We start from the raw sequence: 16,490 nt of genomic DNA, 5'->3' as shown, positions 1-16,490 counted from the left end.
TTTAGTGCTGGCCGTTCATGATCAAGGACATGGCCTCGGCCCGGGTGGCGGCGTTGCGGAGCTGACCGCGGACCGCACTGGTGACGGTCCGGGAGCCGGGCTTGCGGACGCCGCGCATGGTCATGCACAGGTGCTCGCACTCCAGCACCACGATCACGCCGCCGGGCTCGAGGAAGTCGACCAGGGCGTCGGCCACCTGGGTGGTCAGCCGCTCCTGCACCTGCGGCCGTTTGGCGAACACGTCGACCAACCGGGCCAGCTTGCTCAGCCCGGTGATCCGGCCGTGCGCCCCCGGGATGTAGCCGACGTGGGCGACGCCGGTGAACGGCACCAGGTGGTGCTCGCAACAGCTCCACACCTCGATGTCCTTGACCAGCACGAACTCGTCGTGGCCCAGGTCGAAGGTGGTGGCCAGCACGTCCTCCGGGCGCTGGGTGAGCCCGACGAACATCTCCGCGTACGCCCGCGCCACCCGGTCCGGCGTGTCCTGCAGCCCGTCGCGATCGGGATCCTCCCCGATGCCGATCAGAATCTCGCGCACCGCCGCGGCGATCCGATCATGATCGAAGGGCTTGCCGTCACTCACCGCTGCTCGGGGTCGTGCGGCGGCTGGGACGGCTGCGGCGGCCACTGAGACGAGTCCAGCGGCTGCTGCGGTCCGGGCCCACCGGTCGGCGGCTGCGGCCCGGTCGGCGGCTGGCCCGGCAGCTGCGGCGGCATCGGCTGATGCCCCGGCGGCAGCGACGTGCCGCCCGGCGAGCCGTGCGAGCCCGGCACGCCGTTGCCGCTGGCGTGCTGCCCGTTGGGCGAGGCCGGCTCGAGCTGAGGCGGCGGCGGCATCACCGGCGGAATGCTCGACGGCTGGCGCTGGTCCGAGCCGGTCCAGGCCGGGCGCTTCGGCCACAGCTTCAGCGGCTTGAACACCTCCGCGACCTCTTGCCGGTCCAGGGTCTCCCGCTCGAACAGCGTCCGGACCAGGTCGTCCAGCACGTCGCGGTTCGCGGTCAGGATGTCGAACGCCTCCTGGTGCGCGGTGGCGATCAGGGCCGCGACCTCCTCGTCGACCGCGGCCGCCTTCTGCTCCGAGTAGTCGCGGTGGCTGGCGCCCATGTCGCGGCCGAGGAACGGTTCCGCGTCACCGCTGCCGAGCTTGACCGCGCCCAGCCGCTCGGTCATCCCGTACTGGGTGACCATGGCGCGGGCCAGGTTGGTGGCCTTCTCGATGTCGTTGCTGGCGCCCGTGGTCGGGTCGTGGAAGACCAGTTCCTCGGCCGCCCGGCCGCCCATCATGTAGGCGAGTTGATCAAGGAGCTCGGCCCGGGTGTTGGAGTACTTGTCCACCTCCGGCAGCACCATCGTGTAGCCGAGGGCGCGGCCGCGGGGCAGGATCGTCACCTTCTGCACCGGGTCAGTGCCGGGCAGCGCCGCGGCGACGAGGGCGTGGCCGCCCTCGTGATAGGCGGTGACCAGCTTCTCCCGCTCGTTCATCAGCCGGCTGCGCTTCTGCGGCCCGGCGACGACCCGGTCGATCGCCTCGTCCAGGAAGTGGTTGGTGATCATCCGCGCGTTCTGCCGGGCGGTCAGCAGGGCGGCCTCGTTGAGCACGTTGGCCAGGTCGGCACCGGTGAATCCCGGGGTCCGGCGGGCCACCGCTTCAAGATCGACATCGGGCGCCATCGGCTTGCCGGCCGCGTGCACCTGCAGGATCGCGAACCGGCCCTTCAGGTCCGGGCCCTCGACCGAGATCTGCCGGTCGAACCGGCCCGGCCGCAGCAGCGCCGGGTCGAGCACATCCGGCCGGTTGGTGGCGGCGATCAAGATCACGCCGCCGCGGACGTCGAAGCCGTCCATCTCGACCAGCAACTGGTTCAGCGTCTGCTCGCGCTCGTCGTGGCCGCCGCCCATGCCCGCACCGCGGTGCCGGCCGACGGCGTCGATCTCGTCGATGAAGACGATGGCCGGCGCATTCTCCTTGGCCTGTTCGAAAAGATCACGGACCCGGGAGGCGCCGACACCGACGAACATCTCGACGAAGTCCGAGCCGGAGATCGAGTAGAACGGCACGCCGGCCTCCCCCGCGACCGCGCGGGCCAGCAGGGTCTTGCCGGTGCCGGGCGGCCCGTACAGCAGCACACCCTTGGGGATCTTGGCGCCGACCGCCTGGAACTTGGCCGGCTCGGCCAGGAACTCCTTGATCTCCTCGAGCTCCTCGATCGCCTCCTCGCAGCCGGCGACGTCGCTGAAGGTGGTCTTCGGGGTGTCCTTGTTGGCGATCTTCGCCTTCGACTTGCCGAACTGCATCACCCGACTGCCGCCGCCCTGCACGGAGTTGAGCAGGAAGAAGAACAGCACGCCGATGATCAGGAACGGGATCAGGGTGCCGAGCAGGGAGGAGAAGAAGCCCGGCGTCGGGTTCTCACCGTCCCAGTTGTCCAGCGTCTTCTCGGCGTAGCGCTGATCCAGCCGCTCCCGCAGCGCGTCGTCCTGATTGCCGACCCAGGTGGCCTTGAGCTTCTGCTGGTCGTTGACGGTGACCTGGATGGTCTGCTCACCGTCGATCAGCTTGACCTCCTTCAGGTGGTCGTTGCCGTTGATCAGGGCCACCACCTGCGAGGTCGGCACGTCCTGGAAACCGCCGGCCAGCCGGCCGCTGAAATCGATCAGCAGGCCGATCACCACGACACCCAGGATGATCCAGAGGATGGGCCCGCGGAGGATGCGCTTCAAGTTCATTACCTGCCTGCTGAGTCGGGTTCGTCGGCCTGTGCACGGCACGAGGCATGCACCAGTACGCAGGCCAGAGTATCGTTCGCGCCCAACCGCGCCCTACGTCACCGTGGACTCACAGCAGGCTCACAGGTCGGTACGGTCCCAGAGGTCGCGCGCCGTGGTCAGGTCGGCCCGCACCAACTCCGCCACCTGGTCCGGGCCCGATGCGTCGCTGTATTCCGCGGTCAGGCAGACCGGTCCGGCCCAGTCGCGACGCCTGAGGTGGGCGATGATCCGGGCCCAGTCAGCCATCCCGGAGTCCGCCGGGCCCGACCTGACCCGATAGCGCGGTTCGCTCGAAGCGGAATCCGCGGCCGTCCGGTAGTACTCGCCGTTCTTCAGGTTGACCAGCCCGAGCCGCGGCCAGGCCAGGTCGAGACTGCGCACCGGGTCGACCCCCGTCAGCGCGTCGTGCGCCGCGTCCCAGACCAGCTCGAAACCGGGCAGCTCCTCGATCAGCGCCAGGACGCCGAGGGTGGTCTCGACGTACTTGCCGCGGTGCAGCTGCACCCCGACCCGGACGCCGTGGCTCGCGCTCAACGGGACGACCCGGTCGGCCCAGTCCCGCCGCAGCCGATCCACGGACGCGCGATAGCCGTCGTCGCCGACCGGGGCCATGGTGCGGATCATCCCGACCCCGGCCTCGGCGCAGGCCGCGAAGACCGGCTCGACGGGGTCGGCGGCGACGCTGATCACCTCGATCCCGTGCTCGGCCAGCGTCCGGACGAAACCCGGCAACTCCGCGCCGGCGTTGTCCGGGTCGAGGAAGCAGCCCGGCCGGACCGGCACCTCGACGCCGGTGAAGCCGAGTCCGGCGATCAGCTCGGCGAGCGGACCGGGGGCCAGGGTGCGCCAGGGCTTGCTGAAGACCGACCAGGTGACCATCTTTTCCTCTTCCTCTTTCCTACAGCTCGCGGGCGGTCGCGCGGATCCGGTCCTCGTCGACCTCGACGCCGAGCCCGGGCCGGTTCGGCACCGTGGCGATCGCGTCGTCGATCTCGAGTCCCTCGACGTAGAGCTCGGAGAGCAGCTCCGGCCCGTTCAACTCGGCCGGCAGGGCGAGGTCGAGCAGGCTGAACAGGTGGAGCGCCGCGGCGAAGCCGACGCCGGTGTCGGTCAGCCCGCTGGACAGGATCTCGAGCCCGTGCGCCTTGGCCACCGCGGCGGTCCGCAGCGCCGGCCGGAGCCCGCCGGCCTTGCAGATCTTGATCACCACCAGGTCGGCGGCGCCGAGCACGGCCGTCCGGGCCAGGTCGGCGGCGGAGAAGCTGCCCTCGTCGATCGCCACCGGCAGGTCGGTCCGCTCCCGGACCTTGATCATCCCGGCCCAGTCGGTGCTCGGCACCGGTTGCTCGACGCAGTGCAGGCCGGGCAGGTCGCCCACCTGCCGCAGCAGTTGGTGCAGCGCCGACGGCCGGTAGGACTGGTTGGCGTCCAGCCAGATCGGCTTGCCAGCGGCCGGTTCCGTGATCGCGCGCAGAGCCGCGGCGTCGGCCGCGACGTCACCCCGGATCTTGATCTTGTACGCGTGGTAGTCGGCACTGGACCGGACCCGGTCGACCATCGCCTCCGGGGTGTCGATCCCGATCGCCGAGCAGAGCGCGAGCTCCTGGTGCACCGCCCCGCCCAGCAATGCGTGCACCGGCACCGCGGCCAGTTTCCCGGCGAGATCATGCAGCGCGAGATCGACCGCGGCCCGGGCGAACGGGAAGCCGTTGGACACCGACGGGCTGAGCGCCTTGTCGGCCGCGCGATGGAAGCCCTCGATCGCGAACGGGTCGGCGCCGATCAGCAACGGCGCCAGCTCCTTGTTGATCACCGTCAGGATCGTGTCGGCGGTCTCATAGCTCCAGCTGGGCAGCGCCCGCTGCTCGCCCCAGCCGACGACGCCGTCGCCGGTGGTGAGCTTGACGAAGATCACGTCCCCGGTCGCCGCCGCGCCGCCGACCGGACCACTGCCGATCACGAACGCGTGCCGGAACGGGACCGGCACCACGAAGGTCTCCAGCTTCGTGATCACCGTGCTCATAAAGACCTCCGGGATCGAGGGGGCGCAGGTTTGATCGAGCGGCAGGATCGTGTTCCGTTCCCTGAGCCTGTCGAAGGGCAAGGGTGATGTGGCCTGCCCTTCGACAGGCTCAGGGAACGAACAACCCGAACGTGCCGATCAGCGCCGGGCCTCATGCGAGCACCGACCAGCGGGCGGGATCGACCCAGCTGGGCCCGTGGGATCCGTGGTCCAGGAAGGCGATTACGTCGTCGAGCACGTAGCGGACCAGGGCCAGATGGCCCTCGACCGAATCGCCGGCGATGTGCGGGGTGAGGAGCACATTGGGCGCGGCGAACACCTCGGGCGACAGTCGGGCCGGCTCGGGGTCGTACACGTCCAGCGCGACCTGCAGCCGTCCCGACCGTATCTCCCGCTCCAGCGCCTCGGGGTCGATCGCTCCGGCCCGGGCGGAGTTGATCAAGACCCCACCGTCCGGCATCCGGGCCAGCAGTTCGGCGGTGATCATGCCGCGGGTGGCGGGCAGGTCGGGCACGTGCACCGAGACGATGTCGGCGGTCATCACCTCGGGCAGGTCGGCCGGGGTGACGTCGAGCTCCCGGGCCCTCTGTTGATCAAGGTAGGGGTCGTACAACAGCACCCGGACACCGAACGGTGCGAGCAGAGTCCGGAACGCCCGGGCGGTCGAGGAGCCGCCGATCAGCCCGACGGTCCGGCCGCGCAGCTCCCGGCCGCGGAAGGCGTCCGGCTTCCAGCCGCCGGCCCGGGTCCGCGCGTCGTAGGCCGGCAGCCGGCGATGCAGGGTCAGGCAGGCGGCGAGACAGTACTCCCCCACCGACCAGGCGATCCGGGTCGCCGCGGAGAAGACGGTCAGCCGGTCGGCCAGCAGCTCGACCGGGACCAGCCGCTTCACGGTGCCGGCCGCGTGCGCGACGATCTTGAGGTCGGCCGCGCCGGCGAACAGCTCCGGCGGGATCGGCGGCGTGCCCCAGCTGGTGATCAACACCTCGGCGCCGTCGGTCAGCCGGACCAGCTCGGCGGCGTCCAGCGAATCGCTGCCCCAGCTCACCTCGAACCGTTCCTCCAGCAGCGACCGGGTGGCGTCGTCGCAGACGTCGGCGGCACGGGCAGGGGTCATCGCCATGGCGAGTCTCATGCTGGAACCGTAGGGTGACCGGGCGATACCCGTCCAAGTCGATCTCGGCATCGACCGATACCGTCAGGGCATGGACTATTCCTTGGCCCAGTTGCGCGGCTTCGTCGCGGTCGCCGAGGAACTCCACTTCGGCCGGGCCGCGGCCCGGCTGTCGATGACCCAGCCGCCGCTGACCCGGCAGATCCAGACCCTGGAACGCGCGCTGCAGGTCCGGCTGTTCGACCGCGGGCCGGGCGGCGTCGGCCTGACCGCCGCGGGCCGCGCCTTCCTCGCCGACGCTCGCCGGGTGCTGGCCCTGGTCGAGGCCGCCCCGGACTCGGCCCGCCGGATCGCGGCCGGCGAGATCGGGACGATCCGGCTCGGCTTCACCGCCATCGGCGCGTACGCCGTGCTCGGCGACTTCCTGACCATGATCACCAAGTCGCTGCCCGGCGTGTCGGTGGCGCTCACCGAGGAGACCAGCGAGGTCCAGTTCGCCGGCCTGGCCAGCGGCACCCTCGACCTCGGTCTGGTCCGGCCGCCGATTCCGGATGATCTTGCCTCGGCGCCGATCCACACCGAGCAACTGGTGCTGGCGATCCCCGCCGGGCATGCGCTCGCGCACGGTTCCGGACCGGTCCGGCTGAGCGAGGTGGCGTCGGACTACATCGGCTACAGCCCGGAGGGATCACGCTATCTGCACGACGTCTGCGCCGCGCTGGTCGGGGTGCAGGATTTCCTGAAGGCACAGATCGCCTCCCAGGTGCCGACCATGCTCGCCCTGGTCCGGGCCGGCCGCGGCTTCGCCCTGGTCCCGCGCTCCTGCACCGCGATGCGCGTCGAGAACGTCGTCTACCGCGAACTCCACGACTCCGACGCCCGCACCGTCACTCTGCACGCCGCCTGGCACCCCGACTCGACCAACCCGGCCCTGGCCCGCCTGCTCCCGGAACTCGGCCCGGCCGAGAACCCGGACCAGCCTCACCGCTGAAAGATCAGTCCAGATCGATCAGTTCTACGTCCGGCGCGTACCGGGCCAGCGCCAGCCGGAGTTTGCCTTTGTCGAGTTCCCATCCCGAGATCGGCCGACTGCACATCGCGACCCAGTGCGAAACATGGGAGACGTGGGACGCGCCGAACATGTCGAGCCCACGCAACTCCGGCACCGGAACTGGTCGCCCTCTGCCGTCCAGTCCGAGGTAGCGCTGGGGCGGAAGGCTCAGTTTGTGACTTCGGAACAGGACGATGGAGCCGATTTCGGCCCACCTGATCAGGCGCTCGGGATTTCCGAGCGCCCTCCGACCGAAGTGCACGCCTTCATGGTCTACCCGTAATGCCGGCTTGCCCCATTGCACGATCGCGACATAGACCACGCCGGCCATGGATCCGACTCCGAAAAGGAGGAAGGGGATCGCCAGGGCGAATGCCGCGGGGTGGCCGGTGGCCAGGATCCCCAGACCGCCGACCGCAGCCGCCACACCGGCACCGAAGGCGATCGCCTCGCCGAAACTCAACCCGTAGCGCTCTTCGTACCCTGTGCCGTCCACGGGAAGGATGGTAGACGTCCACCCGCTCAGGACAGGATCAGCTGTAGATGTGCGGCGACAGCGTGCCGACGCTGCGCAGGTTGCGGTAGCGGCCGTCGAAGTCGAGGCCGTAGCCGACCACGAACTCGTTCGGGATGTCGAACCCGACGTAGGCGACGTCGACCGCGTTGCGCTGGGCCTCGGGCTTGCGGAACATGGTCATGATCTTGAGGCTGGCCGGGTCGCGCGACTGCAGGTTGCTGATCAGGTACGACAGCGTCAGGCCGGTGTCGATGATGTCCTCGACCACCAGCACGTGCTTGCCGCTGATGTCGGTGTTGAGGTCCTTGAGGATCCGCACCACGCCGGAGGACTGGGTGCCGGAGCCGTAGGACGAGATCGCCATCCAGTCCATCGTGCAGTGCCCGCGGATGGCCCGGGACAGGTCGGCCATCACCATCACCGCGCCGTTCAGCACCCCGACCAGCACGAGCTCCCGGTCCTCGTAATCCGCGTCGATCTTGGCGCCGAGCTCGGTGATCCGTTCCGCGATGTCCTCGGGGGTGTAGAGGATGCTCGTCAGGTCGCCGGAGATGTCGGTGTCATCCACGATCGCCAAGCCTGCCACACGTGATCAGCCGCCCGTCCCGTCGGGTGACGGTCAGTGCCGGCAGATCGACCCCGGCCTGCCCGTGCCACGCGGTGAGCAGCCGCTCGACCTCACCGAGTTGGGCCGCGGAGACCTCCGCCGCCCCTCGCTCGAGCAGCCAGCGGCGCAGGATCCGGGTCCGGAGCGCGGTCGGCTGGGCCAGGGTCGCGGCGCAGTCCAACCCGTCGCCGGTACGACAGCCCGCCGCGGCCTGGTCGGCCAGCCGGTCCAGCAGATCCGCGTCGGTGCGGGCCAGCCGGGCGGTCCGGGCCAGCGCCGCGGCGACGCCGGGTCCGAGCTCGGATTCCAGCAGCGGCAGCACCCGCTCCCGGACCCGGACCCGGGTGTAGGCCGGATCGGCGTTGTGCGGGTCCTGCCACGGGGTCAGCCCGGCCTCGACACAGGCCCGCTCGGTGGTCGTCCGGGGCAGGTCGAGCAGCGGCCGCAGCAACCGGCCGGACCGGGTCGCCATGCCGGCCAGGGACCGCGTCCCGGAGCCGCGGGCCAGGCCGAGCAGCACGGTCTCGGCCTGGTCGTCCCGGGTGTGGCCGAGCAGAATGGTGGTCGCGCCGAGCCGGTCCGCGGCTGCGTGCAGCGCGGCGTACCGGGCCGACCGCGCGGCCGCCTCCGGGCCATCGCCGGAATCATGATCGACTTCGACCGCGACGATCTCGACCGGTTGGAGACCGTACCGAGTGAGTTGATCAACGACACCGGCGGCGACCGCGGCCGAGCCGGCTTGCAGTCCATGATCAACGATCACCGCGGCCAGTGGCCGACCGGTCCGACGAGTCACCTCACGAGCCCCCGCGGCCAGCGCGAGCGAATCCGGGCCGCCGGAACAGGCGACCAGCAGACCATGATCAGCTTCCGTCAACGCCGCCGACACGGCCTGGACCACGTCCAGCAGTGCCGGGCCCAACGCGCGAACGGCCATCTGGGATCGAGAGTCAGGCCGCGGTGCCGTGCACCCGGTTCAGCCACAGGTCCGGGAACGCGATCTCGTCCTTGCTGGGCAGGGTTTCCGCCGACGTCCAGGCCTCGTTCAGACCGGCCATGCCGACCCGGTCGAGCACCCGGCGGCAGAACGCGGCGCCGTCACGGTACTGCCGGATCTTGGCGTCCAGCCCGAGCAGCTTGCGGATGATCTTGTCGAACCCCTGGCCCTGCCGGCGGACGTTGAACTTGCGCCGGATCTGCACGATGGACGGGATCACGTCCGGTCCGACACTGTCCATCACGACGTCGGCGTGGCCCTCCAGCAGCGACATGACAGCGGTCATGGCGTCGACCGTCTCGCGCTGCTCCGGGGTCTGGATCAGGTCGACGATCGAGACTTCCTGATCACCGCGCAGCCCGTCACCGATCTTCTGCGCCGCGGTCTTGATCATGTCGGCCATCGCGTCGGCATCCAGGTCGGCTGTCGAGACAAGCTTGGCGATCAGGCCGTTCAGATGATCACGCAGCCAGGGCACGGCAGTGAACTGGACCCGGTGGGTCTCCTCGTGCAGGCAGACCCAGAGCCGGAAGTCGGCCGGGTCGATCTGCAGCTCCCGCTCGACGTGCACGATGTTGGGCGCGACCAGCAGCAGCCGGCCACCCGGCTCACCGTCGGCGCCGGGATGGAACGGGTCGAACTGTCCGAGCACCTTCGGCGACAGATAGCTGAGCAGGGCGCCGATCTCGACCCCGGTCACCCGGGCCCCGACCTGCGCCATCGTCTGCTGCATCTGGGACGGGTTCTCGCCCAGCCGGTCGTTGAACTTGTCCGCCAGCGGGGCGACGATGTGCCGGAACCCGTCCAGGTTGGCCTGGATCCAGCCCGGCCGGTCCACCACCAGCACCGGCGCCGTCGGACCGGGCACCCGCAGCTCGGTCACCTCGGCCACGTACGCCTCGGCCCGCACGGCCGCTTCGCGCAGCGCGGCAACGGCCGACTGCGCTCCGGCGCGGGAGATCTCGGGACCGGGCTTCACCAGCCGGCGAGCAGTCTGCGACGCGACGTTCCAGTCGACCATCGTGGTAGCCATGCCCCCGACTCTATGCCGCTCAGGTGCGACAACCCATCGGCGGTATCCCTGACTTTCCCATCCCTCGTGTCTCGCTTCGTCAGCGTCGTTGGAGGGATCACAAACACAGCAAAGAGGACAGGTCGCGCGTCGGTCCGTCCTGGCGGCCGACTACCGGTCGGGCGACATCAAAGGGTCAAAGATGCAGCAAAGGGAGGGCAGGTTGAGCAGCGGTGCGCCTGGGCGTCCGGCTACCGGTACGGCGGCGCCGAGTGGGACGAAAGCGACGCCGATCCAGCGCATCTACGGCGCTAACGTCACTCTCGCGCGCGACACCCGGCCAGCTCCGCCTCAGTCGGTGCAGCCACAGCCGGCGAGGGCGGTCGAGGCCCTGGCCAGCCATTCTCGGGCGAGCCACTCGTCCTTCGGCTCGTTGATCACGAACGCGTACGCCAGCAGCGAGCCGTCGGCGGTCCGGACGACGCCGGCCAGCGACTGGACTCCGGTCAGGGTGCCGGTCTTGCCCCGGACCAGGCCGATGCCGGCCACCGCCCGGGGGTCGGTGAAGCGAGTGCGCAGCGTGCCCTCGGCGCCGGCGACCGGCAGCCCGGTGAGCACCGCGCGCAACTCGGGGTGGTCGCTCGTCGCGGCCAGCCGCAGGGCCTTGACCAGGGCGTCGGCCGGCACCCGGTTCTCCCGGGAGAGGCCGCTGCCGTCGTGGATCACCATCTCGTCGTCCCAGACCTTCAGCTCGGTCAGGATCTCCTCGATCGAGCCGCGCGCCTGCCCGATCGAGCCCGGCCCACCGGAGGCGACGGCGAGGTGCCGGAACAGGACCTCGGCGCCGTCGTTGTCGCTGGTCAGCAACACCTGCTCGACGATCCGCTCCAGCGGCATCGAGGTCACCTCGGCCAGCTGCTTGGCCTTGGGCGCGGCCGTCTCCTCGCTGATCTTGGTCACCGTGATCTTGTGCCGTTGCAGCGCCTTGCCGAAGGCCGTGGCCGCGGCCAGCGCCGGGTCGGTGTCGCGTGGTGCGCCCTGATGCCGGCCCTCGTTGACCCACAGGGCCGAGGTCGGCGTGACCTGGTCGCCGTAGTTGCTGGGCCAGGTCGGGTTCCAGGCCCGGCCGGTGAACAGGCTGGCGTCGTAGCCGAGTTTGATCTTGGTCTGGCCGGAGGCGCGCAGCTGTTCGGCGGTGGTGGCGGCCAGCTCCTCGATCGAGCCGCGGACCGGGTAGCTGTCCGGCGCGGCCTTGTCGGTCAGGTACGGGTCGCCGCCGCCGAGCAGGATGATCCGGCCCTTGCCGTCGGCCACCACCCGGGTGCTGAACTCGTGCCCGGGCCCGAGCGCGACCAGCGCCGCGGCGCCGGTGAGGATCTTCAGCGTCGACGCCGGCATCATCGGCTCGTCGCCGTCGTGGTCGTACACCTCTTTACCGCTGAACACGTCCTGCACCACGGCCCCGAGCTCGGACTTCGACGACCCCACCTTCTCGATCACCCGCTCGACCTCGTCGGCGTCCGGCACCGGACCCTTGCTGACCGGCTTGAGCACCGGCGCGGGTGCGGCGGCCGGTTCGGGCTTCGGGGTGGGAGTCGGCGCCACGCTGGGGGCCGGAGTCGGATCGGTGGCCGAGACGGGCGTCCGCCACGGCCCGACGGCGTACCCGACGCCGACCAGGGCCAGGACCAACACCAGGCCGACGCCGATGATCAACAGCCGTCGCGTCGACGGACTGATCCGTGGCATCGGGCCCACCCCCTGGTCGCAGATCTCGATCCACGCCGGGCTTACTATGCTCGGCGTGCCCGGCCCATCCTAGATTGTGGAGGAGGAGCGATGAGCGACCGGCTGACCTTCGATGTGACCGTCGAGATCCCGAAGGGGCAGAAGAACAAATACGAGGTCGATCATGCGACCGGCCGGATCCGGCTGGACCGGACCCTGTTCACCTCCACGGCGTATCCGGCCGACTACGGCTTCATCGAGGGCACCCTCGGCCAGGACGGTGACCCGCTGGACGCGCTGGTGCTGTTGCCGGAGCCGACGTTTCCGGGCTGCCTGATCGAGTGCCGGGCGGTCGCGATGTTCCGGATGAAGGACGAGGCCGGCGGCGACGACAAGGTGCTCTGCGTCCCGGCCGGCGATCCGCGCGGCGACGGGGTCAAGGACATCTCCGACATCTCCGACTACCTGCTGCTCGAGGTGGAGCACTTCTTCACCGTCTACAAGGACCTGGAGCCCGGCAAGTCGGTCGAAGGCGCGACCTGGACCGGGGTCGAGGAGGCCGAGAAGGAGGTCCGCGCCTCCTTCGAGCGGGCCAAGGAGCAGCACTTCTGAGCCATCCCGCTCGGCAGATCGGGAGTCCAGCGGTCGGCAGTTCGGCGGTTTCCGGGACGGCAGATCTACGATCCGATACTCGGCAGATCTACGATCTGACAGTCGGCAGATGTACGATGCGAGCATGAGAGGACTCCTTCTCCGAATCTCGGCACACCGTCGGCGATGATCCCCAGCAGCGGAGACCGGCCACCGCTCCTACCCCGGGCGGTTGCGGACCAACTGCGTGAGTCCGCGGCCGCGTTCCGAGTGGTCATCGTGAACGGCCCGCGCCAGGCAGGCAAGACAACCCTGCTGCGGCAGTACGAGCGCGATCACGGAGCCGACTTCCGAACACTCGACACGGTGGCCACGCGCGAGTTCGCGGAAGCCGATCCTGAAGCATTCGTGCGGACCGCCGACCGCACGGTGATCATCGACGAGGTTCAGCTAGGGGGCGATCGACTGATCCGCGCGATCAAGCAGGTCGTCGACGGCAGTCAACGCCCCGGCCAATTCGTCCTGTCCGGCTCGACCCGATTCCTCACCACGCCTGGCATCTCGGAGTCCCTGGCCGGCCGCGCCGTCTTCACCGAGCTCTGGCCGATGAGCCTGGCGGAACTGACCGAAACGACCGAATCGAGCCTTCTTCCTCGGGCCTTCGCCGATCCGAGATCCATGATCGAACACACGTCGTCGGATTGGACCAGGGACGGCTATATCGATGCTGCCTGCGCCGGCGGGTTCCCAGAAGCCCTTCGGCTCCCGGACACACGGGTTCGTCAGCGATGGTTCGCCGGCTACGTTCAAACGATCATCTCCCGGGATGCGGGGGTCTTCGCCTCGGCCCAGGAAACCAGGCTCATCACCCGGTTGCTGAGCCTCGTCGCGGCCCGCTCCGGCGGTCTGCTGGTGTTCAGTGACCTTGCGAAGTCACTGGCCATCACCAATCAGACGGTTCAGACCTATCTCGACCACCTCGACACCGTGTTCCTGACCTCGACGATCCCCACCTGGTCCACCAACGCGACGTCACGGATCACCAAGGCACCCAAGGTGTTTCTGACCGACACCGGGCTGCTGGCGCAGCTGCGAAGGGTCGGCCGCGAGACACTGCTGACACCCGGGGCGCCCGGATTAGGCAGCCTGATCGAGTCCTTCGTGTTCACGGAATTGATGAAGTCGCGTGCAGTCGATGAGGACTTCGATCTCTTTCATTTCCGCGACCGGGATGGCCGGGAGATCGACTTCGTCTGTGAGGGCGCGGACGGTCGGGTCGTCGCGATCGAGGTCAAGGCCTCGACCTCTCCGCGTTCGGACGCAGGCCGCCATCTCCGCTGGCTGCGGAGCAAGATCAAGGATCGGTTCGCGGCCGGCATCGTGCTCTACCTCGGCCAGTTCGCCGGCTCGCTGGGCGACGACATCTACCTCCTCCCGATCTCGGCCCTCTGGGGTCACCAGCCGCTACAGTCCTCACAATGACCGAGTACGTGATCTTGCTGGCACCGTCGGCCAACCGGGTCTACACCGACCAGGCGGCGCGGCTGACCGGCGCCGAGCTGGCGATCCTGCTGCGCCGGGACGTGTCCCTGGATCCGGTCACGCTGGCCGGGGTCGACTATCTGGCGCTGACCGCGGACGATCCGGCCGACCTGGCGCCACTGGGATTCGGTTCGGCGGCACTGGCGCTGTACCGGCGCGACGGTGATCATCTGCTGCCGGTGCCGCTGGAACGGCCGGACGCGTTCGACGACGATCTGGTCACCATCCCGAAATACGCGGGCAAGACCAACGAGCAGTTCACCCGGCTGTTGATCAACGTGACGCTGGCCGCCCGACCGGCGGCCCAGACCGAGCGCCCCCGTCGTCCCTCCATCCTCGATCCGTTGTGCGGAAGGGGAACGACGTTGAGCACCGGGCTGACGCTGGGCTACGACGTCAACGGCGTCGAGTTGGATGCGGCGGCGTTCGAGGCGTACGCGGCGTTCCTGCGCACCTATCTGCGGCGGAAGCGGATCAAGCACTCGCTGGAGGTGAACCCGGTCCGCCGGGACGGCCGGCATCTGGGCAGCCGGCTGGAGGCGACCGTCGCGCCCCGGCCGGACCGGCAGTTCAAGATCACCGTCTTCAGCGGCGACACCCGACAGTCGGCCTTCCTGTACGGCAAGCGCCGGTTCGACGCGGTGATCACCGACGCCCCGTACGGGATCGCCCACGGCAGCCACTCCGGCCCGCGGTCCCGGGACCGCTCGGCGGCCGCCCTGCTGGCCGAGGCGATCCCGGTCTGGGTGGAGCAGCTCCGGCCCGGCGGCGCGCTCGGCCTGGCCTGGAACACGCACGGCCTGAGCCGGCCGGATCTGGCCGAGATCACGATCAAGGCCGGCCTGACCCCGCTCGACCACGGCCCGTACACCGACCTCGGCCACCGGGTGGACTCCTCCATCCACCGCGACATCCTGGTCGCGGTGAAACCCGACTAACCGAAGAGCTCGCCGAACCACTCCAGCTGCGCGGCGGTCTGGTAGATCCCGCCGCCCTCGTGCTCATTGTGCGAATAGACGTTGATCGACTTCTCCACTGTCGCGTCGCCGCCGTAGAAGTTGTACGCGGCGTAGACGGTGGACGGAGGGCAGACCGGGTCCATCAGGCCGACCGAGAACAGCGCGGCGGCCCGGGCGCGGCGACCGAGGTTGACCCCGTCGAAGTAGCCGAGCGTGCGGTAGGCGGTCTCCACCTGATCCCGCCAGCCGGCGAGGAAGGTGGTGATCTCGCCGTACGGGTTGCGGTGGGTGATCTGCAGGGCCCGCTGGAAGTGGCAGAGGAACGGGACGTCCGGCGCGGCACCGAGCAGGTCGATGCCGGCGGCCGGGGCCAGGCCGGCCGCGGCGATGGTGATCCCGCCACCCTGGCTGCCGCCGGTGACGATGATCTTGCTCGGGTCGGTCGTCGAGTGGCCGAGGGCCGCGTCGAGCAACCGGACCGCGTCGATGTAGACCCGGCGGTAGTAGTACTGAGCCGGGTCGCCCAGGCCGGCGGTCATGAAGCCGGGCACGTGGTTGGCCCCGGCCTCCGGGGCGGCGTCGATGGTGGTGGAGGCCCCGCCGGAGGACCAGCCCTGGCCGCGGGTGTCCATCACCCAGTGCGCCCAGCCGGCCTGCGCCCACTGGGTGAACGAATGCGGGAAGCCCCGGCCGCCGGAGTAGCCGTGATACTGCACCACCGTCGGCAGCGGCCCGGTCGCGCCGGCCGGCACGTGCAGCCAGGCCCTGATCGGCGAACCGCCGAAGCCGGGGAACGTCACGTCGTAGGTGTCGATCACCGCGAGCCGGTTGTCGATCTTGGTCACCTCGACCGCACCGCCGGCGGCTCGGGCCTCCTCGATCGAGCCGGACCAGAAGGTGTCGAAGTCGTCGGGCTCGGCCACCGTCGGCCGGTATTCGCGCAGCTCATCCAGGGAAAGATCGAACATCGCCATGGCCGCTGATCCTAGTGGGTGGCCGCCGCCCGGCTCGCCCTGGCCCTTCTCGTCGGCTGCGCGGGCCGATGAGCGCGGATCCCGTCCCAGCTCTTCGATCATGGTCATAACCGAGACGGTAAGGTTGCCTTACTTCCGTCGAAGGCCGAAGTCGGTTAACGCCGCGTCGAATTCCAGAACCGGAGAAAACAATCCACCGAGGTTGCATACTCTTTGCAACTTATCTCCGCGAACGGGTTGTTCGCCTTCCCTGCCGAACAGCGCCGAAAGGGTATCCTTTGGAGAGACGTTCGGTCCGGCCGCGCAAGGGAGGCGGGCCGGTCCGACGGTCACGGGGGATGGACCCTTATGAAATCGGGGTTATTAACGCGAACGGCCGACGCCGTCGTCATGACGAGCGTCCTGGGCCCGGACGCGGTCGCCAAGTCTGAAACGGCACGAAATCGCCGCGAGGAACGGAAGAACCTTCGATGAATTCATAGGCCGCGTGCGGCGGTCGACGATCATCGCCAGGCATCGAAGTTTGCCCCCACCGATGTCCGAGCGAGGTCGTCCTCGCGCCTCGTCTGCAGCGAGGCTGGCCGCCGTACGCCCCTCCAG

At 69.5% G+C, this 16,490-nt stretch carries 15 protein-coding genes; 4 read left to right on the top strand and 11 right to left on the bottom strand.

Features of this window, described 5'->3' with window-relative positions:
* Window position 1: 1 nt before the first annotated feature.
* The 5 genes from folE to FNH24_RS20960 form a co-directional block, all read right to left on the bottom strand.
* A complete protein-coding gene (gene folE, locus FNH24_RS20980) occupies window positions 2–586 on the bottom strand; it encodes a GTP cyclohydrolase I FolE (protein WP_217428391.1) in 585 nt (194 codons plus the stop codon).
* Entirely contained in the window at window positions 583–2,733 is a 2,151-nt protein-coding gene (ftsH, locus tag FNH24_RS20975) for an ATP-dependent zinc metalloprotease FtsH (RefSeq protein WP_152364194.1), read from the bottom strand. Before ftsH ends, folE begins: the two co-directional genes overlap by 4 nt.
* 120 nt (window positions 2,734–2,853) lie before the next feature.
* The gene (locus FNH24_RS20970; RefSeq protein WP_152364193.1) at window positions 2,854–3,654 is read right to left on the bottom strand and encodes a sugar phosphate isomerase/epimerase family protein; all 801 of its coding nucleotides are present in this window, start codon (window positions 3,652–3,654) and stop codon (window positions 2,854–2,856) included.
* A 19-nt stretch (window positions 3,655–3,673) separates the two neighbouring features.
* Window positions 3,674–4,798, bottom strand: coding sequence for a mandelate racemase/muconate lactonizing enzyme family protein (locus tag FNH24_RS20965; RefSeq protein ID WP_152364192.1), 1,125 nt, complete (start codon window positions 4,796–4,798; stop codon window positions 3,674–3,676).
* Window positions 4,799–4,949: 151 nt separating this feature from the next.
* Window positions 4,950–5,933, bottom strand: coding sequence for a hydroxyacid dehydrogenase (locus FNH24_RS20960; protein WP_152364191.1), 984 nt, complete (start codon window positions 5,931–5,933; stop codon window positions 4,950–4,952).
* Window positions 5,934–6,003: 70 nt separating this feature from the next.
* On the opposite strand from FNH24_RS20960, the gene FNH24_RS20955 reads away from it, so the two are divergent.
* On the top strand, window positions 6,004–6,903 hold the full coding sequence (locus FNH24_RS20955; RefSeq protein ID WP_152364190.1) for a LysR family transcriptional regulator: 900 nt from the start codon (window positions 6,004–6,006) through the stop codon (window positions 6,901–6,903).
* A 4-nt stretch (window positions 6,904–6,907) separates the two neighbouring features.
* Here FNH24_RS20955 and FNH24_RS20950 read toward each other — a convergent pair whose 3' ends face one another.
* From FNH24_RS20950 to dacB, 5 genes are all read right to left on the bottom strand, one after another.
* Window positions 6,908–7,459: a hypothetical protein gene (locus FNH24_RS20950; RefSeq protein ID WP_152364189.1), complete on the bottom strand. Its 552-nt coding sequence runs from the start codon at window positions 7,457–7,459 to the stop codon at window positions 6,908–6,910.
* Window positions 7,460–7,496: 37 nt separating this feature from the next.
* Window positions 7,497–8,048 (bottom strand): hypoxanthine phosphoribosyltransferase, encoded by a 552-nt coding sequence (gene hpt, locus FNH24_RS20945; protein WP_152364188.1) that lies wholly within the window; start codon window positions 8,046–8,048, stop codon window positions 7,497–7,499.
* A complete protein-coding gene (gene tilS, locus FNH24_RS20940) occupies window positions 8,041–9,024 on the bottom strand; it encodes a tRNA lysidine(34) synthetase TilS (protein WP_152364187.1) in 984 nt (327 codons plus the stop codon). The genes hpt and tilS overlap by 8 nt, the downstream gene beginning before the upstream one ends.
* A gap of 13 nt (window positions 9,025–9,037) precedes the next feature.
* The gene (locus tag FNH24_RS20935; RefSeq protein ID WP_246187003.1) at window positions 9,038–10,117 is read right to left on the bottom strand and encodes a zinc-dependent metalloprotease; all 1,080 of its coding nucleotides are present in this window, start codon (window positions 10,115–10,117) and stop codon (window positions 9,038–9,040) included.
* Between the two features lie 330 nt (window positions 10,118–10,447).
* Window positions 10,448–11,845: a D-alanyl-D-alanine carboxypeptidase/D-alanyl-D-alanine endopeptidase gene (gene dacB, locus FNH24_RS20930; protein ID WP_152364186.1), complete on the bottom strand. Its 1,398-nt coding sequence runs from the start codon at window positions 11,843–11,845 to the stop codon at window positions 10,448–10,450.
* A 90-nt stretch (window positions 11,846–11,935) separates the two neighbouring features.
* Here dacB and FNH24_RS20925 point away from each other — a divergent pair, with 90 nt between their 5' ends.
* The 3 genes from FNH24_RS20925 (at window position 11,936) to FNH24_RS20915 (ending at window position 14,895) form a co-directional block, all read left to right on the top strand.
* Window positions 11,936–12,436, top strand: coding sequence for an inorganic diphosphatase (locus FNH24_RS20925; protein ID WP_152364185.1), 501 nt, complete (start codon window positions 11,936–11,938; stop codon window positions 12,434–12,436).
* A 249-nt stretch (window positions 12,437–12,685) separates the two neighbouring features.
* Window positions 12,686–13,897: an ATP-binding protein gene (locus FNH24_RS20920; protein WP_217428390.1), complete on the top strand. Its 1,212-nt coding sequence runs from the start codon at window positions 12,686–12,688 to the stop codon at window positions 13,895–13,897.
* On the top strand, window positions 13,894–14,895 hold the full coding sequence (locus tag FNH24_RS20915) for a TRM11 family SAM-dependent methyltransferase (protein ID WP_152364183.1): 1,002 nt from the start codon (window positions 13,894–13,896) through the stop codon (window positions 14,893–14,895). Before FNH24_RS20920 ends, FNH24_RS20915 begins: the two co-directional genes overlap by 4 nt.
* Here FNH24_RS20915 and FNH24_RS20910 read toward each other — a convergent pair.
* Window positions 14,892–15,998: an acetylxylan esterase gene (locus tag FNH24_RS20910; protein WP_217428389.1), complete on the bottom strand. Its 1,107-nt coding sequence runs from the start codon at window positions 15,996–15,998 to the stop codon at window positions 14,892–14,894. The genes FNH24_RS20915 and FNH24_RS20910 overlap by 4 nt on opposite strands.
* Window positions 15,999–16,490: the final 492 nt, after the last annotated feature.

The sequence above is a fragment of the Microlunatus speluncae genome (assembly GCF_009299835.1).
GTDB classification, from domain to species: domain Bacteria; phylum Actinomycetota; class Actinomycetes; order Propionibacteriales; family Propionibacteriaceae; genus Microlunatus; species Microlunatus speluncae.
This window is presented reverse-complemented; position numbering and strand designations above follow the sequence as displayed.